Genomic DNA, 25,159 nt, shown 5'->3' on the forward strand with positions numbered 1-25,159 from the left:
TGCTAGTTTATCCCAGCGCGCCCAGATGCCCCACATCGTTGAATCGGTGCAGGACACCGCCCTCTGCGAAGAACTCAACCTCGCTCAAGGACGCCAGCCCCAAAAAGAGGTGGTTCGGGGTCTGCGGGCCGGAGTCGAGTGCTTGGCGGATGAAGGATTTAATGGGGTTGACGTGGGAGACCACGAGCACCGTCTTGCCTTCGTAACGCTTCTGCAGGTCACGGCGGGCGGCACTGACGCGGCGATGCACCGCGCGCAGGGATTCACCGCCGGGGCAGGCCACGGACGTATCCGTGAGCCACTGGGCATGGAGTTCGGGGGCGGCGGCATCGGCCTCAGCGAAAGTCTTGCCTTCCCAACGTCCGAAATCGACCTCGATGAGCTTGTCCACAGTTTCAACGCGCAGGTCTCGGCCCTCCACCACCGCGGAGGCCGTCTGCTGGCAGCGGCGCAGTGGAGAGCACACGACTGCGTCGATGTGGGTATCGGCCAAGGCTTGGGCGGCTGCTAGCGCTTGCTTCTTACCCAGATCGGTGAGCTCCGGGTTGGCGCGGCCGGAATACTGTTTGGCAGCGGACATGGCTGTTTGGCCGTGGCGCAGCAGGATAAACCGGGTCGCGGGGCCGGTGTCGGGGCGCCAGTCGGACACCGTAGTAGGCCCTATGGCCGGCTCAGTGGAGGTCGCCGTGCTTTCCGACGTCCCCTCCTCGCCCACCGGTTCCTCGCCCACGGTGTCATCGGTTGTCGCCGCAGCGTCAGAATTCTTTGGACCGACGATGCCGACAGGCTCACCGGCTGCGGCGGCATCCATCGCCACGTTGGAGAGCTCGTCAGCCACCTTGTTCTGTGCGCGCGGAACCCAGTCGAGGGTGTAACTGCCAATCTGGTTAAGCAGACGGCGGGCCTCAATGGCGAGCTTCTGCATGTCTGGGTGCTTGATTTTCCAGCGCCCGTTCATCTGCTCCACCACGAGCTTGGAGTCCATGTAGAACTCCACCTCGTCCGCGCCCATCTCCACGGCAGCCTCAAGGCCGCGCAGCAAGCCGTGGTATTCGGCCACGTTGTTGGTGGATTTCTGGCCTACAACGTAGGCGATTTCCCGTAACAGCTGCGAACGGTCGTCGTTGTAGACCGCAGTGCCGGAGCCGGCGATGCCGGGATTGCCGCGGGAACCGCCATCAGCAAAGATGACGAGTTTCATGAGGCAGGGCGCACGAGGTAGGAGCCGCAGTCGCTGCACTGCGGGACAACGTCGGCAGCCGCGTTGCGCACAGCATTCTGCTCAGCCGGAGGCAGCACGATGAAGCAGCCGCCACAGGCGCGGCCGGTGAAGGCAGCGGCGCCCACGCCGTTCTCCTCGCGGACGGTGTCATAGTCCTCAATGACCTCAGCAGGCAACTGCTCGCGCAGCTCGTTGATGCGCTCTTGCGGGTCCGGCTGGTTATCAGCAGCTTCCTTCGCTGCCTCGGCCGCACGCTTGAGTACCTCAAGCTTGCGCTCGGAGTCGGAGACCTTGGCGCCATGCACGTCCAGGTTGGCGCGCAGTGCATGGATCTCGTTGTGGGCTTCCTGCAGCTCGCTCATGAGATCAGCAATACGGGACTTCGCCGCGTACAGGTCGTGCTCCAGGTCCTTGCGCTGTTCTGGGTCTGTCGCCGCACCGAGCTGTGCCTTGTCATCGCGCTCGCGTTGGCGCAGCTTGCGCTCATCGGCCTGGATGCGGAGGATTTCCAGCTCCATGTCATCGACGGCGAGTTGGGCGGAGCCGGAGGCGTCGACAAGCCGGGCGTGTGCGGCCTGTGCCTTCTCGTACTCCTCTTGTTCTGGGATGGTGGTCGGTCCACCGAGCGCCTGTGTGCGCTGCAGGGTGGCCAGCTCGAGCAAGGTCTGCTGCAGGTCCTGTGACAGTTTCATTTAGTTCTCCTTCTGCGCAGAAATCGTCCAAGGGTCGGTGCGGAGATCAATAATCTCGGTATTCACGCGCAATGCGCCTTCCACAATATCGCGTGCCTGCACGGTCCAGGGAAATTCGCTGGCCCAGTGGGCGGTATCCACCACGGCCGGGCCCTCCGGATCTGCCAGGTCGGCCGCGCGCAGGTGCTCATCCACCGGGTGATGGCGCAGGTCAGACGTGACGTACACGTCCACGCCCAGTGCCGCCGCCTTATCGAGGAAGGAATCACCCGAACCGCTAGAGACGGCCACTCGTTTAACCATCCGCTCCGGGTCCCCGGCGGCACGGACACCCCATTCGGTTTTCGGAAGGGCATCGGCTACTCGCTGAGTGAACTGGCGCAGAGTGATGGCCTCCGGCAGCTCGCCCACGCGGCCCAGCCCCAACGCCTCCTCGAGGTCGTCATAAGGTTCCACCGGCACGATAGGGCGACCCGGCGTGATGCCGACGAGCTCTGCCAGTCTGTCATTGACACCTGGGCGCGCTTTGTCCGCATTCGTGTGGGCCGAGAGCAATGCAACACCGTTGCGGATGAGGGTGTGAATGACCTTGCCCTTCGGGGTATCAGCAGCAACCGAGGTCACCCCGCGCATGAGCAACGGGTGATGCACCACGAGCATGTGGGCACCAAGTTCCACAGCCTTGTCCGCCACCTCCTGGGTGCAGTCAAGGGCGAAGGCCACGGTGCTCACCTCGTCCGTGGGGTCACCGCAGACCAGGCCCACGGCATCCCAGGACTCGGCGAGCTCTGGCGGGTATGCCTCGTGGATGACGCGGCGGATGTCACCGACGGTCGTGCGTTCTGCCATCTCGTTTGCTCCTTTGTTGAAGGTGGGTTTCACGTCAGTCGCGTTGCTGCTATATCCTAGCTTTCGTTCGCCAGCGCACCCTCGATATCTTAAGGAGTCCCCTCCATGACGCCTCCGGAGAACGACAACCAGCTCCACATCGTATTCGTCTGCACTGGCAATATCTGCCGCTCCCCCATGGCTGAAATCATCACCCGCGATGCCATGGAGACCGACATGCTCGACCTCCTTGCCCGCGTATCCTCGTGTGGTCTCGGCGGCTGGCACGTTGGCCAGGGAGCCGATGAGCGCGCCGTGGCAGAGCTGCGCCGCGGCGGCCATGATGGTGCCAATCACCGCGCTTCCCAGCTCGGTGAGGAGCACATGGACGCCGACCTATTCGTAGCCATGGACACTGGCCACCGCGATGCCCTCCTTGAGCGCGGCATCCCGCAGGACAAGGTGCGCCTCATGCGCAGTTTCGACCCGAACTCTCCTGAGGACGCCAGCGTCGAGGATCCGTTCTACGGCACTGACGAGGACTTTGAGCGCACCCGCAAGGAGATCGACGCGTCCGTGCCGGGCCTACTCGAGTGGATTCGCGAGCAGCGCGACTAGACTGGTCCTCATGCTGAAGACGTTCCTCAAGCCTGGGTGGGTCATCCTGCTCATCACTGTCGTCGCCTTTACCTACTTCGCCTTCACGGTGCTCGCACCATGGCAGCTGGGTAAGGATGATCAGATTGTGGAACGCAACCACCTCATCGAAGAGGCCTATGAGTCTGACCCGCAGCCGATCGAGGATGTTTTCTCCGCTGAGGGAACGCTGAACAAGGAATGGACCCGCGCTGAGGTCACCGGCCACTATTTGCCGGATCAGGAAGTACTGCTGCGCCTGCGCCCAGTGGGCTCGAGCCCCGCCTTCCAGTCCCTCGTCCCGTTTGAAAGCACCTCGGGCACGACCTATCTGGTTAACCGCGGCTGGATGCCCACCGATGAGGGCAACGCCGTCCCTCACATCGATAAGGCCCCCAGTGAGAACGTCACCATCGTGGCCATGGCCCGTACGGACGAACCCCAGCACACGTCTGCCCCCACGGAGCAGCAGGGCTACACGCAGGTCTACTCCATCAATACGGAGCAGATCGCAGGGCTTGTCGGCGTCCCCCTAGCCCACGATTACCTCCAACTCTCCCCGGATCAGCCCGGCGAGCTTCACGCTCTCCCAGTGCCGAAGCTCGACCGCGGAAACCACCTGTCCTACGGATACCAGTGGATCGCCTTCGGCATCATGGCACCCCTGGGCTTGGCCTACTTCGTCTGGTCAGAAATTCGGGAGCGCCGCCGTGCCCGTGAGGAGGAAGCTGCTCTCGCCGCTGCTGCAGCCGCTGTAGACGGCCCCACCACAGCCGAGCTGGAGTCTGCCTCCGACTCCGCACCTGCGCCCTCTGAGTCCGCTGAGTCCGCGGTGTCTACCGACGCCGCACCGCAGCCCACAGCACCGGCCTCCCCTGCTTCCTCCTCGCGCCGTTCCCGCTCGCGCTACGGCTCCTCCAAGCCGGACTTCTACGAAAAGATCCGCAACCGCGGCCAAGACCGCTTCTAGCGTCACCCCCGTCCCCCGTGGGACAGCCGTGAGATCGCGAAAGGGCCACGTCCTAGCAGTGTAGGAAGTGGCCCTCACATGGTGCGGCCTGAGGGGATCGAACCCGTGGTTTATCCCTGTTGGTAAACGCACTGTTTAGCGGTGTTTTTAGCGCTCCTGCACTGGGTAGAAACTCTACCAAACCCTGCGCGTGCAACAAACGTGCAATAACTCGAATAAGGAGCGCCTGTAATGGATACAGCGACGAAGATGGACGGGCTAAGTATCCCGTTCTTAGTGAGCGTGAACACCGTGGAAGGACGGCTACAGCTATCGCATGATGCTGTGCTGAAAGACTGGCACCCGTTGGTGTCCCCGGTGCTGGAATACGCCCGGCGCGCCGGGCTGTGCGTGCTGCACGATGACGAAAGCGATAACGACTATTTCGTTTCTGGCCGTGAGCGTGAGAGGTGGTTTATCCCCGGTGTTTAACTACAAACTCGAAACGCTAGCCAACGGTGTTCGTCTTACCTACGAATTGCCGTATCCAAAGCATGTACCAGCGTCTGTAACCGAATGGATAGCTAGCCAAGATATGACGCGGATTAGTACCAGCGTTTCCGGAACTACAGCGACACAGGTCTACGTAGCCTAGGAACACGAACGCCCCGGTCCTTTTTCAAGGTACCGGGGCGTTTCTGGCTTTGTAGACTTATGCGCCTGCCATAGACGACATAAGAAGGGCCGGGCCTGCTGCGCTGGAACCAACGGCAAGGACAATTGCCGCTAGGCCACCGAAAAAGACGCCAGCGAGAGTTTTGAGACTCTCCGGATTAAGCATTTCCGGATTATTGATAAGTAGTTCCATTAGGTTAGTGAGCATGTAAATTCCTTTGCTTTGGAGACAGAGACCTGCTCATATTACCCGACACAACCCGCGTACGGTGCATTTAGCTATTCTCCAAAGCACGATAAATGCTAGGACGTGAAACCCCGTAGCGACGGGCGATTTCTGCGATTGATACGCCAGCGGCCTTAAGTTCTACAACTTCATTAACCTGTGACGAGGTTAGCGATGGTTTACGACCCTTGTATTTTCCTTTGGCCTTTGCAATGGCGATACCCTCACGTTGGCGTTCTTTGATTAGTGAGCGCTCGAATTCCGCTACTGCACCAAGCATGTTGAGCAAAAGATTATTCATAGCAGAGTCCTCGCCAGTAAAGACGAGATTTTCTTTCACGAACCGGACGGCAACGCCTTTGGTGTTTAGTTCTTCCACTATCCCGCGCAGGTCAACGATGTTGCGGGCGAGTCTGTCCATAGAGTGCACTACGAACACGTCCCCCTTGCGGGCGTAGCGGATGGCAGCACTAAGCTGCGGGCGGTTTGCGTCTTTGCCGCTGGCCTTGTCCGTAAACATTTCGTCTACGTCTACGTCTGATAACTGGCGTTCTTCGTTCTGGCCGTAAGAACTAACGCGCTGGTATCCGATTATTGACATTGTGCCTGTGTCCTTTTGTGAGAGTGTACCGGGGTGTACGTTGGAGTCTATAACCCGGCGTACACAGTGTCAATAAATGGGGATTGGCACCCTATCGTACAGGGGATACGTGCACCGCCCCCGGTGTCCGCAGGGGTATAGCCTATCGGACACCCTCGCAGGGACTACCGCACACACTGGGTGTGGATTGGGCAGGCTTTGCCGCAAGTTTGTGGCTGAGTTGGGATTGCAACACCTAGGCTTGCACTTTGGCACGGACAACAACGACAAGGAGCCGCCACACCGCTAGCGTCCCCCGCTAACGGCACAGCCCCCTTGTGCGGTTTACGAAGCTGCGGGCCTCTCTCGCACTTCAAGCAGGTGCCCGATAGGGGCAGGGGCTATGCCCCCGCCCCCGCATAGCCGACCGAATCGTATAGCGCCCGCACGCCCGTGCCGGGGTTGCGAAGTCGATGAATTTAATTCGTCAACAAACTTGACAGCGGCGTGTGCCATAGGGCATACTGAGGGGTGCTCAGAAATGCCTAAACCCCCGGCAAGCTACTACTTGACGGGTTGGTCTTTTTTAGTTCTGAGTTTGGTCTGTTCACCCTGAGGGCGTTGGTAGCAACCTTAGTCGATGCACTGAGTTTGCGCAAGCGCCTCCGCTTTGAGAGAGGAAGATTTAAAGATTTCGAGATTTATTGCTACGCCAGAATTCCGTGCACGCCGGACGGAGTTGGTAGAAATTGGACTACGCCAGTGCACACGCTGTGGTGAGATAAAGCCCCTTGAATCCGGCTTTGATAACGACCGCACCGGAGCCGACGGCAAAGCTGGCCGGTGCAAGGACTGCCGCAACGCCAGTGCCCGTGAGCGTCACAACCGCAACGACGGACTGCAAGGCGCATTGGATAACGGTTTCAAGCGTGCCACGAGGGCAGGCAGACGCCGCAGGAAGATCACTGTCGAGCATCTTCTACATACGTGGGAGCGCAACGGTATTGACCCGTGGAAGTGTTATTACACCGGCGTTGCTTTAACCCGCGAACCTGGCCTACCGAACACGCGTCAGCTTGACCATATTGAAGCTTTGGCGATTAAGGGCAGCGCTGGCCACACAGCCGGAAATATCGTGCCTGCAGCCGCTTCGTACAACGGGTATAAGCACGACCACCGCGCGGTAACGCGGTATCTCAACGCACCGGAGCACCTGGCCCCGATTGCCTCCTACGCCGGTCTAGGCGATGGCATGGCCGGTGTTGACGATTCCGGCACACCCCTTGTCCCGGCGCGTGTTGAGTTCGCCAACACGGAGGATGACGCGGTTACGCCGCCGCAGATGGGCTACTGCCAGTGGCTTAAGACGTTCGCCATGGCCTAAGCCTTGCTTTGACTGTCCCGGTGTGGATGCCCTGCACCGGGCCTTAGGCATGGGCAACTAGTTTTCGATGTAAAGGAGGATTATTGAATAACACCGGATATACAGATGCCGAAATAGAAGCGATGGTAGATGAATATTTTTCTTCACTGCTACCGGAACGTTCCGCACAGGATTGGTTGGATTTATTCGACAACGACCTAGATGAATGGATTTACCCCGGTATCCTTTGCGATTCCTACACCATGTTCGTTGGCGCACCGAAGTCTGGTAAGTCTCAGACCGCTGTAGAGGTAGCGGCAGCTATCACACGCGGCAGGCCGTTTCTTGGCGTGGATTCAACGCGCGGTAACGCGCCGGGCAACGTTTTATTTATCACCACGGAGTCCAATGGCCCGAAGGAGAATCTAGGCCGTCTCATAGCCGCAGACGCTGACATTAATCGCGTATGGATTGACCAAGCCGCCGCGAGCGGTACAGTGCCTGAGGCTTCATACACAGCCGCAGAGGCTGGCAACCTGTCTCTAGTCGTTGTTGACCACATTCCTGGCCTATGCGCCAGCAGAGGCGTGGACACTAATTCATTAGACGCGGTTGGGGTTATTTTATCCGTGGCTAGCAGGTTCAACTCTGCGAACGTCCCTGTGCTGTTTGTGCATCACGCTAACAAAGGCTACAGCGGTGACCCCGTAGGGGCTGCGAGCGGGCATAGTTCTATCGCTGGCCTTATGCGTCATCTTGTTGGCTTCAAAATGGCGGGTAACAAAGCGTTCACTACGCTGCGGTTTAACGGCAATATCACCGGTGGCTTTGATGACCCCGTGAAGGTGTCCTTAGGCCGCAACGGACGGTTAAGCTTGGTTAATTCGCAGCAACCGAAGGCAGCGACTGGCACAGACGCGGCAGAGGCTGTTATGGCTGAGATTGCTAAATCAATCCCCGGCCCCACCACGAAAAAGGCGGTGTATGAAGCGGTGGCGTATGAGTTAACCAAGCGCGGCTTCACGAACAATCGCGGTAGTTCCTACAGTGTTGAGTCGATTAAGAAGAAACTGAACGGTATGGGCACTCTGGTATGGGATGCGAAGGAGGGATTTGCACAGTCTTAGGTTTTCCCGTTTTCTACGTTTATGCAGGTCACAGCGTTACTGTGCGGGAAACTGTTTTCCCGTCGGTTTACGTTTCCGCAGGTCACAGGCGTGGGATTCGGGAAATCGGGCTCCTTATACACTCACTGTCGTTCGTTTATCCTCTAAGCGACAAACCTGTTTGGCGCTGCGCTTTCTTCGGAGAGTGAGTATTATCGACCGGCTTAGGCGGTCGTTGGTACGAACGATGACCGCCGGAGGGGAGCAGGCTAGGGGCTGCTCCACGAAGGACTCTAAGAACCAAGGGAGTGGCATAAGGGCTTATGCCGCTACCGTAGGCGTTATACCGACCAGTGGGAGCGGAGTTATCCCGCTCCTAAGGGGACGTAGGTTACCCACCTGAGCAGGTTCAGCACCTGCGAAGGGGGCGGTGTGGTTGTGGACTAGGTAGTAGCGGGTAGCTGCTGCCTAGGGCACGAAGGACTAATAATGTTCCGAAGGGGAAAGCAATAGCGCTTTCCCACGAAGGAAGTTGATAGACCTGAGCATGAACCTGCGAAGGGCTACGCACTGTCCTGTGCAATGAGCCTAAGCCTCATTGCCCTAACTGCTAATCGTCAAGGTCTACCCGGCGCATAAGCTCTACTGGCCGGGCCTCCCTTGACTTCATGTACACGTTAACAATGGTTGATACGTCTTCCTGACCTAGGATACGGCCTATCTCCCTAGGGGTAGCGCCTGCCTCTGCAAGGCGCGTGATGATGAAGTTACGGCCGTAGTGCGGCGTGATGGATTTATCAATCCCGGCGCGTTGCTTAGCCCGGTTGAACACGCTGCGGTACGAAGTATCAAAGACCACCGCACCAGCTTCGGTAAGCGTTGCGTACTCCTCCGGATACGTGGCAAAGGTTTTTAGGTGCCTAATCACCACCGGAACGAACTCACGAAGCAAAGGCACCGTGCGGTATCCGGCGTTCGTCTTAGGAGGATGAAACGCCATCTTTACACCACCGTTGCCGTTGGGAACTCTGACTAGGTTTCCTTCAACCCGAACACTGGCACCGTTGGTGTCGAATTCAAAGTGTTTGTTCTTCACGGCTAATGCTTCGCCTATCCGAAGTCCATGGAAGAGACACAACACGGTTATGAGGCGGTAGCGCTCTGGCACGTTGTCCAGAATGGCCCTTAGCTCCGCTGTGGTTGGAAGTTCTTTAGCCTTTGGTTTAGCCCGTGTCCTGGCCGCGTTAATCGCCACCGGGTTCGTAGGCAGATAACCGTATTCCACCGCCAGCGCTATCGCAGCCCTTAGCTTGTGATACGCCCTAGCATTGCGGTGGTTCGATGCCGGGAACGTTTGTACGGTCTCCTGCCACCACGCCGCGACGGCCACCGGCGTGAGCTTATCCACCGGAATAGCGCACAGCGTTTCATTTCCCAACACCCGTGCTGTTACGAATTCTTCGTACGCCTTGTACGTTGAATCCCGCACCTGTGGTTTGGTCAACGCCAGCCAGTGCCTCACCATCTCCCCTACCGTAGGAATTTTGGTCTGCGCTTTCTTCACCACCGGTGGTTGCCATGCGCCTAGGTCAATCTCCTTGCGCACCGCAGCCAACCACGCCAGTGCGTCTAGCCGGTCTCTGAACGTGTGCGGTGCTTTATAGCGTTGTTTATCCGGCCCTTGGTAGGACGCTTGCCAGCGTCCGCTTGGTAGTTCGCGCGTAGCACCCCATGAATTCCGTGCCATAATCGTGCAACATCTCCCCCGAAACATGTACGCGGGCGGAGTACACGTGTCGGTAGTTGGGTTATACTGAAATCGCCCTGTGCAGGGGATACGGTGGAAACACAAAGAGGCCAAACCCCCGAAAAGGGGGCCTGACCTGCTGTTTTGTGCGGCCTGAGGGGATCGAACCCCCGACCTACTGGGTGTAAACCAGTTGCTCTTCCAGCTGAGCTAAAGCCGCAGTGCGCTTGGTGCGCTCGCACAAGATTAGCTTACGGGCACCCGCAGTAACAAATCAGGGCCTCCCCCGACACCGAGAATGCCCGCTGAGCAGTGAAAAGTTTAAGGCTTCTTGGTGTAGCCGCGCGCCACGAGGCAAGAACCCTGCCACTCACCAAGGCGCTCAGCCTTGGTCTGCACCAGACCTGCCAGCTGTGCGGATTCGGAGATCTCACCCGGTTCAAGGTTGCCCGGCTTGCCGGCACCCGGGGTGAGCAGCCAGATTCGGCCAGAATCACCGAGCGGACGGGTGGCGTCCACGAGGCCATCGACCAAGTCGCCATCCTCAGCGCGCCACCACAGCAGCACGACATCACACAGCTCGTCGGTCTCCTCGTCGAGGAAGTCTTCTCCCAGCACGTCTTCAATGGACTCGGAAATCGTGGAATCGCAGTCCTCGTCCCATCCGAGTTCGAGGGCGATCTGCCCCTCCTCGATACCGAGCTTGGCCGCAGATCCGGTCACGTGTTGAGTTCCTTCCGATGGAGTCGTCGTTGTCATGCAGAGTATTTTAACGTCTGCCGTGCACATTTTCGCGCTGAACCACCCCTATTCCTCCCCAGAAGTGGACATTTTCCCCCGTAAAAGCACCACAAGGGACCTCGACGTGTCTCCCTAGTGAGAGACGCGTATCCTTGTGACAGATCTTTGTACCCCGAACCAGGAGGATTCAATGGCTGATTTGGACGCTGTCAACGGCGACTCCAACTTCCCCATCGTCCGCGATGGTGTAGCCGCGTACCTGCACGACTCCGACCCGGAGGAGACCCGCGAGTGGATGGATTCCCTCGACGGTCTGCTTGATTCTTCCGATCCGGAACGTGCCCGCTACCTCATGCTGCGCCTTCTTGAGCGTGCCACCGCCAAGCGTGTTCCACTGCCGTCCCTGACGTCTACGGACTTCGTTAACACCATTCCGACCTCCCTCGAGCCGGAATTCCCCGGCGACGAGGAGCTAGAGAAGCGCTACCGTCGTTGGATCCGCTGGAACGCCGCCATCATGGTGCACCGCGCACAGCGTCCGGGCATTGGCGTTGGTGGCCACATTTCCACCTACGCTGGCGCTGCCCCGCTCTACGAGGTGGGCCTGAACCACTTCTTCAAGGGCAAGGACGATCCGTCCGGCGGTGACCAGATCTTCTTCCAGGGCCACGCCTCCCCGGGCGTCTACGCCCGCGCCTTCATGGAAGGCCGCTTGACTGAAGAGGACATGGACAGCTTCCGCCAGGAGCACTCCCGCGGTGAGAATAAGGGCCTGCCTTCGTACCCGCACCCACGCCTGATGCCGGACTTCTGGGAGTTCCCAACTGTTTCCATGGGTCTTGGCCCGATTAATGCTATCTACCAGGCTCGTTTCAACAAGTACCTGGAGACCCGCGGCATCAAGGACACCTCCAAGCAGCACGTGTGGGCCTTCCTCGGTGACGGTGAGATGGATGAGCCGGAGTCCCGTGGTCTGCTACAGATGGCGTCCCTCTATGAGCTGGACAACCTCACCTTCGTGGTGAACTGTAACCTGCAGCGCTTGGACGGCCCGGTGCGCGGTAACACGCAGATTATCCAGGAGCTGGAGTCCTTCTTCCGTGGCGCCGGCTGGTCCGTCATCAAGGTCGTGTGGGGCCGCGGTTGGGACAAGCTTCTCGACGCTGACAAGGAAGGCGCCCTTGTCAACATCATGAACACCACGTCGGATGGTGACTACCAGACCTTCAAGGCCAACGATGGCGCCTACGTGCGTGAACACTTCTTCGGCCGCGATGAGCGCACGCTCAAGCTGGTTGAGGACATGACCGATGATGAGATCTGGGCACTGCGCCGTGGTGGCCACGATTATCGCAAGATCTACGCTGCGTATGACAAGGCTCTGAGCTACGCCGGCACCGGCCGCCCGACCGTCATCCTGGCCCACACCATTAAGGGCTACGGCCTGGGCCACAACTTCGAAGGCCGTAACGCTACCCACCAGATGAAGAAGCTGACGCTGGAGGATCTCAAGCTCTTCCGCGATAAGCAGGGTATCCCGATTTCGGATGAGCAGCTTGAGGCTGATCCGTACCTGCCGCCCTACTACCACCCGGGTCCGGAGACTCCGGAAATCAAGTACATGCTGGAGCGTCGTAAGGAGCTCGGTGGCTTCCTGCCGGAGCGCCGCGAGAACTTCACCACGCTGACCACCCCGGATCTGTCCAAGCTGCGCTCGGTGCGCAAGGGCTCGGGCAAGCAGGATGTGGCCACGACCATGGCTCTGGTTCGAACCTTCAAGGAGCTCATGCGTGACAAGGAGCTGGGCAAGCGCGTTGTGCCGATCATCCCGGATGAGGCCCGCACCTTCGGTATGGACTCCTGGTTCCCGACCTTGAAGATTTGGAACCCACGCGGCCAGAACTACGTGCCGGTGGACCATGACCTCATGCTCTCCTACCGCGAGGCTACTGACGGCCAGATCCTCCACGAAGGTATTTCTGAGGCCGGCGCTGCCGCGTCCTTCACCGCCGCTGCAACCTCCTACGCCACCCAGGGCGAGGCCATGATTCCGCTGTACATCTTCTACTCGATGTTCGGCTTCCAGCGCACCGGCGATGCCTTCTGGGCCGCCGGCGACCAGCTGGGCCGCGGCTTCATCATCGGTGCTACTGCCGGCCGCACCACCCTGACCGGTGAGGGCCTGCAGCACATGGATGGTCACTCCCCGATCCTGGCATCGACCAACCCAGCGGTTGAGGTCTACGACCCAGCTTTCGGCTACGAAATTGCTCACCTTGTTCCGCGCGGTATCGAGCGCATGTACGGCGAAGACAACGAGCCGATCATGTACTACATCACCGTGTACAACGAGCCGGTGAAGCAGCCGGCCGAGCCGGAGAACCTCGACGTCGAGGGCCTGCACAAGGGCATTTACCACTACAACACCGCTGAGTCCGGCTCCATCCCGGCCAACATCCTGGCCTCCGGTGTCGGTGTCTATGAGGCGCTGCGTGCCCAGGAAATCTTGGCCGAGCAGTTCGACGTCAAGGCTTCGCTGTTCTCCGTCACCTCGTGGGTCAACCTGGCCCGCGATGGCGCTGCCCGCAACAAGGAGGCCCTGCAGAAGGGCAGCACCCCGACCGAGGCTTTCGCCACCTCCCAGCTCAAGGGCTTTGAGGGACCGTACATCGGTGTCTCCGACTTCGCCACGGACCTGCAGGAGCAGATTCGCCCCTACGTGCCGGGCGAGTACATCGTCCTGGGCACGGACGGCTTCGGCTTCTCCGATACCCGTGAGGGCGCTCGCCGCTTCTTCAACAACGACGCCGAGTCCATCGTCGTCGCCGTCCTCGAGGGCCTGGCTCGCGAGGGCAAGGTGGAGCGTAGCGTCGTGGAGCAGGCTGCCCGCGACCTGAAGATCGATGACCCGACGGCTACCTTCGCCGCCTCCTCCGATGAGGACTAAGGCTTAGGGCTAAAAGCTTCACGCCCTCCAGCCCCTTCTGTCCCGCTTCGGGCAGAAGGGGCATTCTCATGCTCAAAGCCACAACGGCAACTGCCCTACCTGACAATTTTTCCTCCAAAAATTGAGGCAGGGGCGACAACTTTGGCAGATAGGGCAGTTCAGCCACCGCGCGGGGCTCGGCCGCCAACAGCAAAGGGCACGACCGCTATCAGCAAAGGGCTCAGCCGCCGTCAGCGGGAACTAGCGAGCACACGGTCAAGGACACGGCCCAGCGCCTTAGAGACCTCGAGTGGTTCCTCCAGGATGACCATGTGTCCGGCACCCTCGATAGCGGTAAACGTTGCTGCGGGCCAATGCCGAGCAATGACCTCGGACTGACGCTTCGGGGTGACGATGTCATAGTTGCCCACGACGATTTCCCCTTGGATATCACGGAGCCGAGCCGCCGCACCGAACTCGGAGTGCTCCACCAAGTCATCAAAGAAGCCAGCGTAGCTCGACATCGGCGTGTCGAGCAGCATGGAGACGTGGAACTGCAAGCTGTCCATCTGCGGGAAACCTTGCAGGAGTGCGGCGAACGCGGGTGTGACCACCGCTGCTGCCTCGAAGCGCGCGCGATTCATGCGATCGGGAAGGCGCAGGCAGGCACTGTAGATCGCACCGAGGGTCCGCGATTCCAACATGCGGGCCATTCCCTCGGCAGCAAAGCGCTGCATCGACGTTGAGACCAACAGCATTCCCTCGATGCGCTGGGCCACCTGACGTGGGGCACGCCGCAGAAGATTGAGCGCAATCATGCCGCCCATGGAGTGGCCCATCACCACCAGCGGCCCAGTTGCGGCGCGCTCAGCAATAACTGCGAGAACATCATCGGCTGCGCCCCGCACGGTGCACTCAGAGGGAGCGACGTGGGTGGAGCGGCCGTGGCCGCGGACATCGACAAGCACACAACGCACCGAGGGATAGTTTGCGCGGACATCCGCAACCTGCGAATAGAAGCTCTCCGCCGACAAACAGTAACCGTGAATAAAGACCGCGGTTACCTCGGCATCCGCTGGCCCGACTTCATACCAGGCCACGCGCACGCCCTCGTTGTCCACGAAGCCAGTGGCGCTGACCTGCGTCAAACCAGGCTCGGTAGTGAGATCATGCAGTTGGGAATGGACGCCGTGCTCAACGCGGCGCATCTGCGGGCGAACGCGGCGCGCCCAGCTGCGGGCGATTGCGGAGGAGCGTGCTCGAATAATCATGACATTTCAATACTAGACTGATACACATGGCTAACGACCTTTCCGCACAACTGGCCGCCCGCTTTGGCTCCGAGCCGGCCGAGTACACCGATTCTGCTTCCGCTGGCGATACCTATGGTGAGCTCACCCGCCTTATCACGAAAGTCACGGGAATTGAGGAGGGCTTGGAGCGCAACGCCCTCTTGGAAGACCTTGGGGTGGAGTCGCTTGAGCGCATTGAGCTGGCCATTCGCCTTGAGGAAGCCTGCGGGGTGCGGCTGACTGAAGAAACAATGCTCTCCGTGAAGACGGTGGGCGAACTTGCTAATTATTTGGAGGAACACTCGTGATTTCTTATCTCTCCGACATGGACGGCGTGCTCATCAAGGAAGGAGATATGATTCCCGGCGCGGATAAGTTCATCCAGGCGCTGAAGGATAATGACATCGAGTACATGGTGCTGACTAACAACTCAATGTCGACCCCGCGGGATCTTTCCGCCCGCCTTAAGAACACTGGCTTGGACATTCCGGCAGAGCGTATTTGGACCTCGGCCACGGCCACCGCAGCTTTCCTCTCGAACCAGGCGGGCCTGTCTACCGCCTATGTGGTGGGCGAGTCAGGCCTGACCACCGCACTGCACGAAGCAGGCTGGATTCTCAATGAAACGGAGGCAGACTTCGTGGTGTTGGGTGAGACGCGCACCTACTCCTTTGAGGCCATCACGACGGCCATCAACCTCATCCGCAATGGTGCTCGCTTCATTGCCACGAACCCTGACGTCACTGGCCCCGCACCGCAGGGAGTGCTGCCGGCTACGGGTGCCGTGGCCGCACTCATCACAGCGGCGACCAACCGCGAGCCCTACTATGTGGGCAAACCCAACCCGGTCATGATGCGCAGCGCTCTGAACAACATTGGCGCGCACTCGGAGAACACCGTGATGATTGGTGACCGGATGGATACTGACGTCAAGTCGGGCCTTGAGGCAGGCATGCGCAGTATCCTCGTGCGCTCTGGCATCAGTGATGACCGCGAGATTGAGCGCTACCCGTACCGCCCGACGCGCATCATCGATTCCGTGGCGGACCTCTCGGAGCGCATCCTCGATCCTTTTCAGGACTAGGGCTGTGAAACGAGCCTAGAGCGCGCGCCGGACTGCACCTTTAAAGCCGTACTCCCCTGCCAGCATCTCTACTGCGCGGCCTAGGGCTTCCAGCTCGCTGGGCGTGCCGGTAAGGACCTGGCGGCAGCCGATGCCCACGCTGGGGCCACCGCCGAGCGTCATTCCACTCACCGGGTCCCAGTCGGCATCGCGGCGCCAACGGGTACACCACTGCGCGGTGAGTGGGTCATCGCCCGGCACGATGAATTCGCTCTCGCTGCGGATGCAGCGCGCCATGGCACGCTCGATAGCCGGGCGCAGGCCGCGGGGCATGCCCGAAATCTGCAGGACCGCTGTGCCGACTTCACCGCGGGCGCGGTTGGGCCAGCTTTCTGCGGGGCTGCCGACAGGGCTCGCTGACGTGGCCGGCGCAGATGCGTCGGCGTGCTGCGGGTGAACGCGTAGATTCACTCCTTTGTCTCCTTTGACGTCCGTGTGATGGCACGCCGGCCTGCGCCGACGCAAGACGAGCTTCGTCTTCCCCTACGAACTTGCCTTCATCACGCCACACGCTGAGCTCAACTTTGGGCCAAGCCGCACGTGGCTTCGGTGCGTCTGAGTTGCTCACAATTTTCCTCCGCCACTTAAGCCTCAACAACCCTCAACCTGCACTTAAGCCCCCGCTGTCTCAATCTCACCTTGAGACTTCTCCCCCGAAATCCGCCACACGAATCACTTTCGCAACACTAGTGCTCATACGCACCAGCCACGTGCCGCCACCACAGGTACCCCACTACCCCCGTTGCGCCCACAGCCGGCGACGGCACGGCATAGCTACTGCGCCTGGCACTCCTCCCAGATCGCGGTGTTAGCCTCCGCCCACAGCGGTTTGCACCAGTCCCCAAAATCACGGTCAGTCAGCGCCACCATGGCCCAGTCACCGGCAACCCAAAGGTAGGTGCCACTCATGCCGAAGTGCCCCACGGCATCAGTTGGCAGGCCACCCATCCACTGTTCCTTCTCCCCATGGATTTCAAAGCCCAGTCCCCACGTGCAGTCCTTAAAGCTGCCATAGCCTGGCACGATGCCGCGCAGTCCGGGGAACTGTACGCTGCGCATCTCGTCGACAGTGGAGGGAGCAAGCAGCTGCGGGGACTGCACCTCACGGGCAAAGGCCGCGAGATCATTAACGGTGGAAACCACACCGTGGCCCGCCGAACCTTCGAGGGTGGTCGCGCTCATTCCCAGCGGGGCGCACACTCCCTCCGCAAGGTAGTCAGGGAAAGAAAAGTCGGTAGCCTTCTCCACCACCTCAGCGGCCCACTCATAGCCCGCCGAAGAGTAGATGCGCCGCTGCCCCACGGGCTTCTGCGGCTCACGGGAGTCAAAACCCACACCGGAGGCATGCGCCAGCAAGTGACGCAGCGTGGAGCCCTCCGGGCCAGCAGGCTGGTCCAGCTCCACCGCACCTTCCTCCACGGCCACCATCACCCCATAGGCAGCCACAAGCTTGGTCACCGACGCCACTGGGAAGCGGTGGGTGGCATCCCCCACCTGCTCCACCACCTCGCCGCGGTGCAGCAGTGCTCCGGAAACGGTGTCGACGGGCCACGATTCAATGGAAGAAAAAGCGCTCATGCGCTCTAGCTTAACGAGGATCCCTCTCGCAGCCTACGCCATCACCGTCTCTGTCGAACTTGGAACGAAAACCCGGATCGCTCGGGTAAATCGGGCGACCAAGCGCGTTCCACACATCGAGGCAACGACCATAGGAAGCCGGTGCTGGCGCAGGGGCCGGTGCCGGCGCAGGGGCCGGAGCAGGCTGTGGTGCCGGGGCTGGTGCGGGCGCCGGAGCAGGGGCAGGAGCCGGTTCAGGCTTCGGTGCAGGAGCAGGCGCAGGCGCTGGCGCAGGAGCAGGCGCAGGTGCAGGAGCCTGTGGTGAAGGGATAACGCCAGGAAGTGGATTCGGGATAATGCCCTGCTGAACCGCCCAGAACACGCCTCCGGCGGCGGCTGCGAGTACTGCCGCAGCAATGCCCACGCCGAGGGCGATCTTCTCCCCCTGAGAAGACTGCTGCTCCTCAGCATCAGATGCGTCGTCCTTAGCGGGGGACTCGAAGCCCGAGGTAGAGGTTGGGTCAGCATCGGACTCAGAGGCAGTAGACGCCGGAGCGACAACCTCCGCGTCGACAGCGCCAGTCTCTGCATGAGCAGGGACCACGGCGAAAAGAGACAGTGAAACAGAAACAGAAGCGGCGAGAACCGCGCGAGAGAACTTTGTCATAAGTACTTGTTATATCCCGTAACACCGCCGCCTTATATCCCGTAACACCGCCGCCGAGGAAATCTCACTACCCCGGGGGTAAAGCACACGTAACAGGCTGGAAAACGGCATTTAACCGGCGAGCGAATTCTCGCGCCCCAAGTTGCGGAGACGCTTCAGGGGAGAAACCTTTGAAACATGCGCCGTTCCTTCTCTCGTCGCCGACTCCTGCACGCCACCGGCCTGGCCACCGCCACGGCCGCTTCACTCGCCGCATCCTCCGCCTCCGCAGCGGATCCAAATGCTTCCGCCTCCCTCGGCCTCGTTGAGCCGCCGGAAGGACAGCTCCCCTTCGTACACGGAGTGGCCTCGGGAGATCCGATTCCGGATTCGGTCATTTTATGGACGCGCGTAACGCCCACGGAGGAGGCCCTTCCTGGCAGCGGCGTGGGCCCAGCAGTCACCGTGGAATGGGAAGTGGCCCGGGATGAGGGGATGGGGGACGTCGTCAAGCGTGGCCACGCCCACGCCACCGCGGACCATGACCACACCGTCCACGTGGACCCGCACGGCCTCGAGCCGGACACGGTGTATTTTTACCGCTTCATCGTAGACGGTGCCTCCTCCCCTATTGGACGCACCAAGACTGCACCCGCCGCGAATGCCTCCCCGGACAAGCTCACCTTTGGTGTGGCCTCGTGCGCCAATTGGGAGTCCGGTTTCTTCAGCGCCTACCGGGACATCGCACAGCGAGCCCGCGGTGGGCAGCTGGACTACATGGTCTTTTTGGGTGATTACATCTACGAGTATCGCTCCGGCGCCTACTCCGGTTTCGGGCCGGTTCGCCTGCACCACCCAGCGCACGAGATTACAACGCTGGCGGATTACCGCACGCGCTACGGACGCTATCGTACCGACCCGGACTTGCAGGAAGCCCATGCAGCGCTGCCATGGGTCGTGGTGTGGGATGACCACGAGATTGCTAACGATAACTGGGCCGGTGGCGCTGAGAACCACAGCCCCGCCACGGAAGGCAGCTGGGCCGCGCGACAGTCAGCGGCAATGCGCGCCTACTTCGAGTGGATGCCGGTGCGCGCCACCGCGCCATCCGAGGCTGGGCATCTCTACCGTTCCCTCACCTTCGGTGACTTGGTGGAGCTGACCATGATGGACCTGCGCACCTACCGCGATGAGCAGGTGTCTTGGAACCCCGTGGCTTTCGCCCAAGAAGGCCGCTCAATGCTGGGCTCGGAGCAGTACGCGTGGCTGTTGGGCAAGATTGAGACCTCGCAGGCCACGTGGAAAGTGCTGGGCAATTCCGTCATGTTCGCCCCACTCAATCTCATTTCTCTTCAGGAGAACTCCATGACGGCGCAGGTGGCTGCGGCACTGACGGACAACATCACCAGTATCCCCATCAACGGTGACCAGTGGGATGGGTACTCCGCCGAACGCCGTGCGCTTATCGACGCCCTCCCCACCCACACCCTTTTTCTCACCGGTGACATTCACACCGAATGGGCCCACGCCATCACTACAGGCAGCCGAGTTGTGGGGGCCGAAATGGTGTGCGCATCCGTCTCGGCGCCCAATATCAACGAGGCGCTCAACCTGCGTCAGGGAAACACCGTCTCACAGACCGCACAGCAGCTCCTCCGCGCAGCGAACCCGCACTGCCATCACGTGGACTTGGACAGCCACGGCTACAGCTTTGTCACCATCACCCGCGAGGAGGCACAGATGCACTGGCTGCGAGTGGAGGACCTGCTTAAACCCGGTTCTCCGGTTCACGAGGCGGTCTCGATGACATTCAAACCAGGCGTTGGTTTCGTGTCATAGTCCTCGCTGGCGTTAACGAATGCGCCACGAGTAGCGATAAACACACTGTAGCGCTTCACCGCGTTGCATCCCTATCACTCATATTTCTCATGTGCTCTCCCGAGCGTCTCTCACAGAGCCGCGTTCGCCCAAGGAGTTCCCCGCTTAGTTCGCAGGGGCTGACTCGACGGTGTCGGTGGACGCGGCGGCGTCTGGGGCATTCGATTCCACGGTATCCGTCACATCGCCCGTGCGTGACCCGTCATCTCCTTCAGTAACCGCAGGTGTGGCTGCTGTGTCACCGTCGTGCGCCTCCTCTGGTCGTGGAGCCACAGACGACTCGTTGCGTGGGGAGGCTTCCGCGCCGTCTTCTGTGCCTTCTTCCCTGCCACTCGCAGTGGGCTCCGCTGCTGGTGCGTCGTCCTGCGAGGCCTCGCGTGGGGCTGTTTCAGGCGCGGTCTGCTGCTCCGAGGACTCAGCCGCGTTGGCAATTTCATTCATCCACCGCGAGGGCGACAGCCAGCCCGCATCCACGCCATCCGGGTTTGCTGACGCGAGCAGCAATGCGCCAACAACAGCGAGCCCGGCACATAGGCCGGTCGTGGACGCGCGTACTCGTCCGCCCATGGTCCAGAAATAATCCCACTTGTTCTTTGGGTGATCTGAGCGCCAAATTCCGCGAGTGTGCTCATCCGGCTCGTCTTCCTTGTCGCGCCCCGAATAAGCTGGGCGGCCTGGCCCATTGTCAGTGCTCATGTCCGTATTCGCTACAGCCCCCGCTACCGCCTGCGATGCCTCCCCCGAATCCTCACGTTTAGCAGCGGCATGCTGGTTCGTGGTCGGCACAGAGCTAGTCATCGACGCCTCAGCGTGGGCATCACTGCCCGTCGATGTGCTCGCGGAGTTTGTCGCCGTGCGATCCAAGGGGAACTCATCCGGAATGGCCTCTGGGTGGGGGAGCTTGTACAGATCCCAGAAGGACGCGAGCAGCGCCGAGCGGATCGCACGTTCAACTGCCCACTGGCGGGCAGGGTTGACCCGCACGAGGACACGGTACTTCACCTGCCAGGGTTGACCGGCAACGGTCGGCGCCACAATTCCGGTAGCGGGAAGCACATCGAGCTCACCATCCACGTCATCACGAATATCCGGTGTGCGGATGGCGTGCTCCGAAATCTTTTCCACTCGAGCCGTAGTGTCAGGAAGGCTGTCTCCCTCATGGACCGGGATGGCGATGTCCACCACCGCACGGGACCACTCCTGGGAATAGTTTGTCACCACGCCTGCTGAACCGTTGGGCACCATAACCACCTCGCCGGTGGGAGTGCGCACCGTCGTCGTACGCAAAGTCAAGGACACAACGGTTCCCTCCACGCCCGTCACGCCATCGAAGCTCACATAATCTCCGACGCCGAACTGCTTCTCCGAGAGAATGAAGAAGCCGGCAAGGAAATCACCGATGATTTTCTGCGCACCGAAACCGACCGCGGCTGAGACCACGGTTGCGGGGATGGCCGCACCGAGTGCAGGTACGCCCAGGTTGGCGAGTGCAGCCACGACGAGAAGAAAATACGCCACGGCTTGGGCAACGTAGACCAGAGCGCCTGCCAAGGCTAAGCGCGCCTTGGTTGATTCCTCGTTCTCATCCAAGCGGGATTCGATAACCCGCACTGCCAGCCGTCCCACGCGGGGGATAAGAAGCACGGTGAGCAGCATGCCCAGTAGCGGCAGGCCATGATCGATGAAGGCCTGCCAGAAGGTGAAAAAATAGTACCTCAGCATTTCACTAACTCTAGCCGCGCACCCTGCCAGAAGCCTTGGAAGAAGAAGCGACTACGTGCGGTGAATGAGATAATAGTTCGGCGTGGGCTTCCACGTGTAGCTAGCGGGAGCAATGTCCTTGCCATAGGCCCCAAGTGCCTTTGAGGTCCACAGCGGAATCGCCGGCATAGCGTCCACCAGAAGATCCTGGGCCTGCGCGTAGTACTCGTGGGCCTCAGCCTTGGTAGCGGCCTTGCCGGCTTTCTTGAGCAGATCATCGAATTCGCCGTTGCTAAATCCGGACTCATTTGCCGCCGAGTACGACGCAAACAGTGGTGCGAGGAAGGAAGATTCATCCGGGTATTCTGCCTGCCACACGGTGCGGAAGGCTCCCGTGATGTGACGCGCAGTGACTTCTTGGCGCATATCCTTGAACGTTTCCAAGGGACGACCTTCACAGGGCACGCCGAGGGTATCCGTCATCTGTTGAGCTACAGCTTCGACCCACTTCTGGTGGCTGCCATCCAGGTTATAGGCAATGCTGAAGGTCCCTTCAAAGGGATCCATTTTCTCTGCCTTCTCCCAGAGTTCGCGGGCCTTTTCCGGCTGGTAGGTCAGCGCCTCTGCGTCGGTGGGTGCGGGTGGCATCGTGCCATGAAGTGGTGCCACGAAGCCATTGGCCGGGATTACGGTGTCGTAGAAGACCTCGCGGGCCAGCTTCTCACGGTCCACTGCCATAGACAGGGCGCGTCGGCGCAGACGGCCTGCCTCGCCGCGGAAGTTCGAGGCATTAGCCGGGATGGTGATTTCCATCATGGACCCCACCGGCTTGCTTACTGCCTGGGAACCCAACTCATCTTCGAAGGTGGCCAGCTTGGAATCAGGGATCTGGACAAGCACGTCCAGATTCCCTGCCACCAAGTCCTTGTAAGCGTGATCCTCTGAGGGATAGATTACAAACTTGATTCCCTCGTTCTGCGGGGTACGCGGCCCCTCATAGCGAGGATTCGGCACGATTGTGAGAGCTTCTTCGCGTTCCCACGAGACCAACATGTAGGGCCCGTTGCCGATGGGATCCGTGCCGCGCTCAGTCAGTTGATTTTGATCCTCAGAGCGCATGGGGAAGAAGACGGAGTAGCCCAAGCGCTCGAGGAAACCCGCGGTGGGGCGAGAGAGCTCAATGCGGAAGGACTTCTTCCCCGTCACGCTCAAGCCGCGCATGGTTTGCTGACCCTCGTGGAACCCCAGGATGGGCTCGAAATTATAGGCCGACAGCAATGACTGGCGTACAGCCGTATTCCACGTATCAACGAAGTCTCGGGCGTCAACCTCCGAGCCATCGGAAAACACTGCGTCATCCCGGATGACCACGTCATAGGTCGTGTCGTTGACTTGGGTGACGGACTCCGCCATGTCATAGTGCGGGTTGCCGTCCTTGTCCAAATACATCAGGCCGGAGTACACCAAGTTGATGATGGTCTGACCCGGAACGTCATTGGAGTCTGCCGGGATGAGGGATTTTTGGGGTTCGGAGATATCGGTCGTAATAAGGTCTAGTCCTGAAGTATCGACGTGTGCGGACTCATCCGCGCAGCCTGTAACGGCCGCCGCGCCGACGCACGTCACGGCCAGAGCTAACACTACGCTAAGACCGGACCGGACAGATCGCACCCTTGACTCCTTTCTTCCGCACCCATTTTAACCTATTTTTCAGGTTTTAATTATCTCGGTTCTCGTAGCGGTGCATAAGTTTCTCAACCAGCTCATCTGTAAGCTTCTCATCGGCCAAGATTCGGTCCAGAAGCTCGCGCGGCGAAGGCCCTTCGCTGTTCTGGGCATCGTAGGAATCACCGCTAAGGTCTACACCGAAATCAGAGTGGGCGTCAGAAGAAGCTGCCGCCATCTCTGCAGACATCTCGGCGACTTCCTCATTGAAGGAATCGAGGAACTCTGAGGCGTCGATAGTCGCGTCTGCTCGGCGCTTACCCGCGCGCACCTCACGCTCAATACGTCGCTGCAGTGCTTTCTCCATCTGGTTATGCCGCCACGCACGGAGCTTGGTCGGCTCCAGACGACGGCCCACAGCGCGGCCCTTGTTCTCCGCCTTGCGCGCCATCACCATGACATACGCAGCAGTGTCATTAACCGGCGCCCACTCTTGGCGGGCAGGAATGCGCCAGCCTACCCAGATGCCCAGCATGGTCAGTACAAAGGACACGATTGGGCCCAAAATGACACCGTAGGCCAAGAACCCGGTGGCATCCGCCCCCAGCACCACCAGTGCACACGCCACTGCCGGGATAACAGTCGGCGTGTTGTCACCAAAGACCGCCGGTTCACGGCCCATCGCAATGTCACGAATCATGGAGCCGCCAGTCGCTGTGAACACACCCATCATGATGCAGGGAATGAAGGGCAGGCCGTAGGCAATGGCCTTGAGCGCGCCTGTCGACGCCCACAGTGCCGACACCACCGCATCACCATGGGATTGCACATAATCCCAGGTCTTGCCCTTGAAGTAGACAAAGCGCGCGATGATTGCGCCTGTAAAAGCCAAGTAAAGGTACTCCGGCTGACTCATCGCCGCCACGGTGCCGCGGTTGATGAGCACGTCACGGATCATGCCTCCGCCCAAGGAGGAGAACATCGCGATGAAGAAGAAACCCACGATGTCGTAGCCGCGCTGGCGGGCAATGGTGCCGCCGATCATGCCCATGAGAAGGACTCCGATGATGTCGGACCAGTAATACAGCGACTCGATTAACGGGTCCATCTCAACACTCATGTGGGTCATGGTAACTGCTAGCCCGCAGATTCTCGCATTGAGGTTCGCTTCGCCCGCCAGCGTCGTGGCGACGCTCGACAGCGAGCCTGATGGTGGGGCCACCGGGGCTCGAACCCGGGACCAACGGATTATGAGTCCGTAGCTCTAACCGACTGAGCTATAGCCCCGCGTATTCATTACTCATGTGTCCGCTCCGGCTCACAGCCAGCCGCGCCACACTCAGCAGCGAATCCGCTCCCCGCAACATTAATCGGCAGGACCCTCAAACAGCAATTTGCGGCAATGACTCCCCCACTAGTCTGCTGCACTTCTCGGTCTCACCGAGCCCTCGGAAGCGCCGAGCAGTGCCACAAGCGCGACAGCACCAGCAAAAGCTCAGCCCCCATTTGGGCCACTGATCCGGAATCCACCGAGAACCAGAGCCTTCGAACAGCACACCAAACTGCCGGACAGAACACACCCCATCAGGGCTAACTTCACACGCTC

24 protein-coding genes and 2 tRNA genes are annotated in these 25,159 nt (G+C 60.2%); 9 read left to right on the plus strand and 17 right to left on the minus strand.

Annotation, left to right across the window (positions count from 1 at the left end):
• Window positions 1-7 precede the first annotated feature (7 nt).
• Genes CSING_RS09325 through CSING_RS09335 form a run of 3 tightly spaced genes read right to left on the minus strand, consistent with a single transcriptional unit; the run spans window position 8 to window position 2,763 of the window.
• On the minus strand, window positions 8-1,201 hold the full coding sequence (locus tag CSING_RS09325; RefSeq protein WP_042531714.1) for a bifunctional RNase H/acid phosphatase: 1,194 nt from the start codon (window positions 1,199-1,201) through the stop codon (window positions 8-10).
• Entirely contained in the window at window positions 1,198-1,914 is a 717-nt protein-coding gene (locus tag CSING_RS09330) for a zinc ribbon domain-containing protein (protein ID WP_042531716.1), read from the minus strand. The genes CSING_RS09325 and CSING_RS09330 overlap by 4 nt, the downstream gene beginning before the upstream one ends.
• Window positions 1,915-2,763 (minus strand): Nif3-like dinuclear metal center hexameric protein, encoded by an 849-nt coding sequence (locus CSING_RS09335; RefSeq protein ID WP_042531718.1) that lies wholly within the window; start codon window positions 2,761-2,763, stop codon window positions 1,915-1,917.
• Window positions 2,764-2,868: 105 nt separating this feature from the next.
• Between CSING_RS09335 and CSING_RS09340 the strand changes: the two genes are divergently transcribed.
• The 3 genes from CSING_RS09340 to CSING_RS09350 all read left to right on the plus strand — a co-directional run bounded on the left by CSING_RS09340 (window position 2,869) and on the right by CSING_RS09350 (window position 4,819).
• Complete coding sequence (locus tag CSING_RS09340) at window positions 2,869-3,360, plus strand: low molecular weight protein-tyrosine-phosphatase (RefSeq protein ID WP_042531720.1); 492 nt, start codon at window positions 2,869-2,871, stop codon at window positions 3,358-3,360.
• A gap of 10 nt (window positions 3,361-3,370) precedes the next feature.
• The gene (locus CSING_RS09345; RefSeq protein WP_042531722.1) at window positions 3,371-4,348 is read left to right on the plus strand and encodes an SURF1 family cytochrome oxidase biogenesis protein; all 978 of its coding nucleotides are present in this window, start codon (window positions 3,371-3,373) and stop codon (window positions 4,346-4,348) included.
• 231 nt (window positions 4,349-4,579) lie between these two features.
• Window positions 4,580-4,819, plus strand: a complete 240-nt coding sequence (locus tag CSING_RS09350) for a hypothetical protein (protein ID WP_042531724.1) — start codon at window positions 4,580-4,582, stop codon at window positions 4,817-4,819.
• A gap of 220 nt (window positions 4,820-5,039) precedes the next feature.
• Here CSING_RS09350 and CSING_RS13735 read toward each other — a convergent pair whose 3' ends face one another.
• The 3 genes from CSING_RS13735 to CSING_RS13935 all read right to left on the minus strand — a co-directional run bounded on the left by CSING_RS13735 (window position 5,040) and on the right by CSING_RS13935 (window position 6,712).
• Window positions 5,040-5,210, minus strand: a complete 171-nt coding sequence (locus tag CSING_RS13735; RefSeq protein ID WP_158407802.1) for a hypothetical protein — start codon at window positions 5,208-5,210, stop codon at window positions 5,040-5,042.
• A 67-nt stretch (window positions 5,211-5,277) separates the two neighbouring features.
• Complete coding sequence (locus tag CSING_RS09355; protein WP_042531726.1) at window positions 5,278-5,829, minus strand: recombinase family protein; 552 nt, start codon at window positions 5,827-5,829, stop codon at window positions 5,278-5,280.
• A 733-nt stretch (window positions 5,830-6,562) separates the two neighbouring features.
• Window positions 6,563-6,712, minus strand: a complete 150-nt coding sequence (locus CSING_RS13935; protein ID WP_201773947.1) for a hypothetical protein — start codon at window positions 6,710-6,712, stop codon at window positions 6,563-6,565.
• Between the two features lie 6 nt (window positions 6,713-6,718).
• Between CSING_RS13935 and CSING_RS09360 the strand changes: the two genes are divergently transcribed.
• Window positions 6,719-7,192 (plus strand): hypothetical protein, encoded by a 474-nt coding sequence (locus tag CSING_RS09360; protein WP_201773948.1) that lies wholly within the window; start codon window positions 6,719-6,721, stop codon window positions 7,190-7,192.
• A gap of 83 nt (window positions 7,193-7,275) precedes the next feature.
• A complete protein-coding gene (locus CSING_RS09365; RefSeq protein ID WP_042531727.1) occupies window positions 7,276-8,298 on the plus strand; it encodes an AAA family ATPase in 1,023 nt (340 codons plus the stop codon).
• Window positions 8,299-8,887: 589 nt separating this feature from the next.
• Here CSING_RS09365 and CSING_RS09370 read toward each other — a convergent pair.
• The 3 genes from CSING_RS09370 to CSING_RS09380 form a co-directional block, all read right to left on the minus strand.
• Window positions 8,888-9,883: a tyrosine-type recombinase/integrase gene (locus CSING_RS09370; RefSeq protein ID WP_236683957.1), complete on the minus strand. Its 996-nt coding sequence runs from the start codon at window positions 9,881-9,883 to the stop codon at window positions 8,888-8,890.
• Between the two features lie 288 nt (window positions 9,884-10,171).
• A tRNA-Val gene (locus CSING_RS09375) sits at window positions 10,172-10,244 on the minus strand.
• A 101-nt stretch (window positions 10,245-10,345) separates the two neighbouring features.
• Window positions 10,346-10,783 (minus strand): DUF3052 domain-containing protein, encoded by a 438-nt coding sequence (locus CSING_RS09380; protein ID WP_042531732.1) that lies wholly within the window; start codon window positions 10,781-10,783, stop codon window positions 10,346-10,348.
• Between the two features lie 172 nt (window positions 10,784-10,955).
• Here CSING_RS09380 and aceE point away from each other — a divergent pair, with 172 nt between their 5' ends.
• Window positions 10,956-13,712, plus strand: a complete 2,757-nt coding sequence (aceE, locus tag CSING_RS09385; RefSeq protein ID WP_042531733.1) for a pyruvate dehydrogenase (acetyl-transferring), homodimeric type — start codon at window positions 10,956-10,958, stop codon at window positions 13,710-13,712.
• 230 nt (window positions 13,713-13,942) lie between these two features.
• On the opposite strand, the gene CSING_RS09390 is transcribed toward aceE, so the two are convergent.
• Window positions 13,943-14,962, minus strand: coding sequence for an alpha/beta fold hydrolase (locus tag CSING_RS09390; RefSeq protein WP_042531735.1), 1,020 nt, complete (start codon window positions 14,960-14,962; stop codon window positions 13,943-13,945).
• 26 nt (window positions 14,963-14,988) lie between these two features.
• Between CSING_RS09390 and CSING_RS09395 the strand changes: the two genes are divergently transcribed.
• A complete protein-coding gene (locus CSING_RS09395; RefSeq protein WP_042531738.1) occupies window positions 14,989-15,291 on the plus strand; it encodes an acyl carrier protein in 303 nt (100 codons plus the stop codon).
• Window positions 15,288-16,067: an HAD-IIA family hydrolase gene (locus CSING_RS09400; RefSeq protein ID WP_042531740.1), complete on the plus strand. Its 780-nt coding sequence runs from the start codon at window positions 15,288-15,290 to the stop codon at window positions 16,065-16,067. Before CSING_RS09395 ends, CSING_RS09400 begins: the two co-directional genes overlap by 4 nt.
• 15 nt (window positions 16,068-16,082) lie before the next feature.
• On the opposite strand, the gene CSING_RS09405 is transcribed toward CSING_RS09400, so the two are convergent.
• From CSING_RS09405 to CSING_RS13340, 3 genes are all read right to left on the minus strand, one after another.
• Entirely contained in the window at window positions 16,083-16,517 is a 435-nt protein-coding gene (locus tag CSING_RS09405; protein WP_042531742.1) for a hypothetical protein, read from the minus strand.
• A 363-nt stretch (window positions 16,518-16,880) separates the two neighbouring features.
• On the minus strand, window positions 16,881-17,684 hold the full coding sequence (locus CSING_RS09410; RefSeq protein WP_042531744.1) for a serine hydrolase domain-containing protein: 804 nt from the start codon (window positions 17,682-17,684) through the stop codon (window positions 16,881-16,883).
• A 10-nt stretch (window positions 17,685-17,694) separates the two neighbouring features.
• Window positions 17,695-18,330, minus strand: coding sequence for an excalibur calcium-binding domain-containing protein (locus tag CSING_RS13340; protein ID WP_084226199.1), 636 nt, complete (start codon window positions 18,328-18,330; stop codon window positions 17,695-17,697).
• Window positions 18,331-18,507: 177 nt separating this feature from the next.
• Between CSING_RS13340 and CSING_RS09415 the strand changes: the two genes are divergently transcribed.
• Window positions 18,508-20,148 (plus strand): alkaline phosphatase D family protein, encoded by a 1,641-nt coding sequence (locus CSING_RS09415; RefSeq protein ID WP_042531746.1) that lies wholly within the window; start codon window positions 18,508-18,510, stop codon window positions 20,146-20,148.
• Between the two features lie 144 nt (window positions 20,149-20,292).
• On the opposite strand, the gene CSING_RS09420 is transcribed toward CSING_RS09415, so the two are convergent.
• The 4 genes from CSING_RS09420 to CSING_RS09435 all read right to left on the minus strand — a co-directional run bounded on the left by CSING_RS09420 (window position 20,293) and on the right by CSING_RS09435 (window position 24,840).
• A complete protein-coding gene (locus CSING_RS09420; RefSeq protein ID WP_042531748.1) occupies window positions 20,293-21,909 on the minus strand; it encodes a mechanosensitive ion channel domain-containing protein in 1,617 nt (538 codons plus the stop codon).
• Between the two features lie 51 nt (window positions 21,910-21,960).
• Window positions 21,961-23,559, minus strand: a complete 1,599-nt coding sequence (locus CSING_RS09425) for an ABC transporter substrate-binding protein (protein WP_042531750.1) — start codon at window positions 23,557-23,559, stop codon at window positions 21,961-21,963.
• Between the two features lie 46 nt (window positions 23,560-23,605).
• Window positions 23,606-24,682: a trimeric intracellular cation channel family protein gene (locus tag CSING_RS09430; RefSeq protein ID WP_371440989.1), complete on the minus strand. Its 1,077-nt coding sequence runs from the start codon at window positions 24,680-24,682 to the stop codon at window positions 23,606-23,608.
• Between the two features lie 81 nt (window positions 24,683-24,763).
• Window positions 24,764-24,840: transfer RNA gene (locus CSING_RS09435), tRNA-Ile, on the minus strand.
• Between the last annotated feature and the right edge of the window lie 319 nt (window positions 24,841-25,159).

It is taken from the genome of Corynebacterium singulare (assembly GCF_000833575.1).
Taxonomy (GTDB): domain Bacteria; phylum Actinomycetota; class Actinomycetes; order Mycobacteriales; family Mycobacteriaceae; genus Corynebacterium; species Corynebacterium singulare.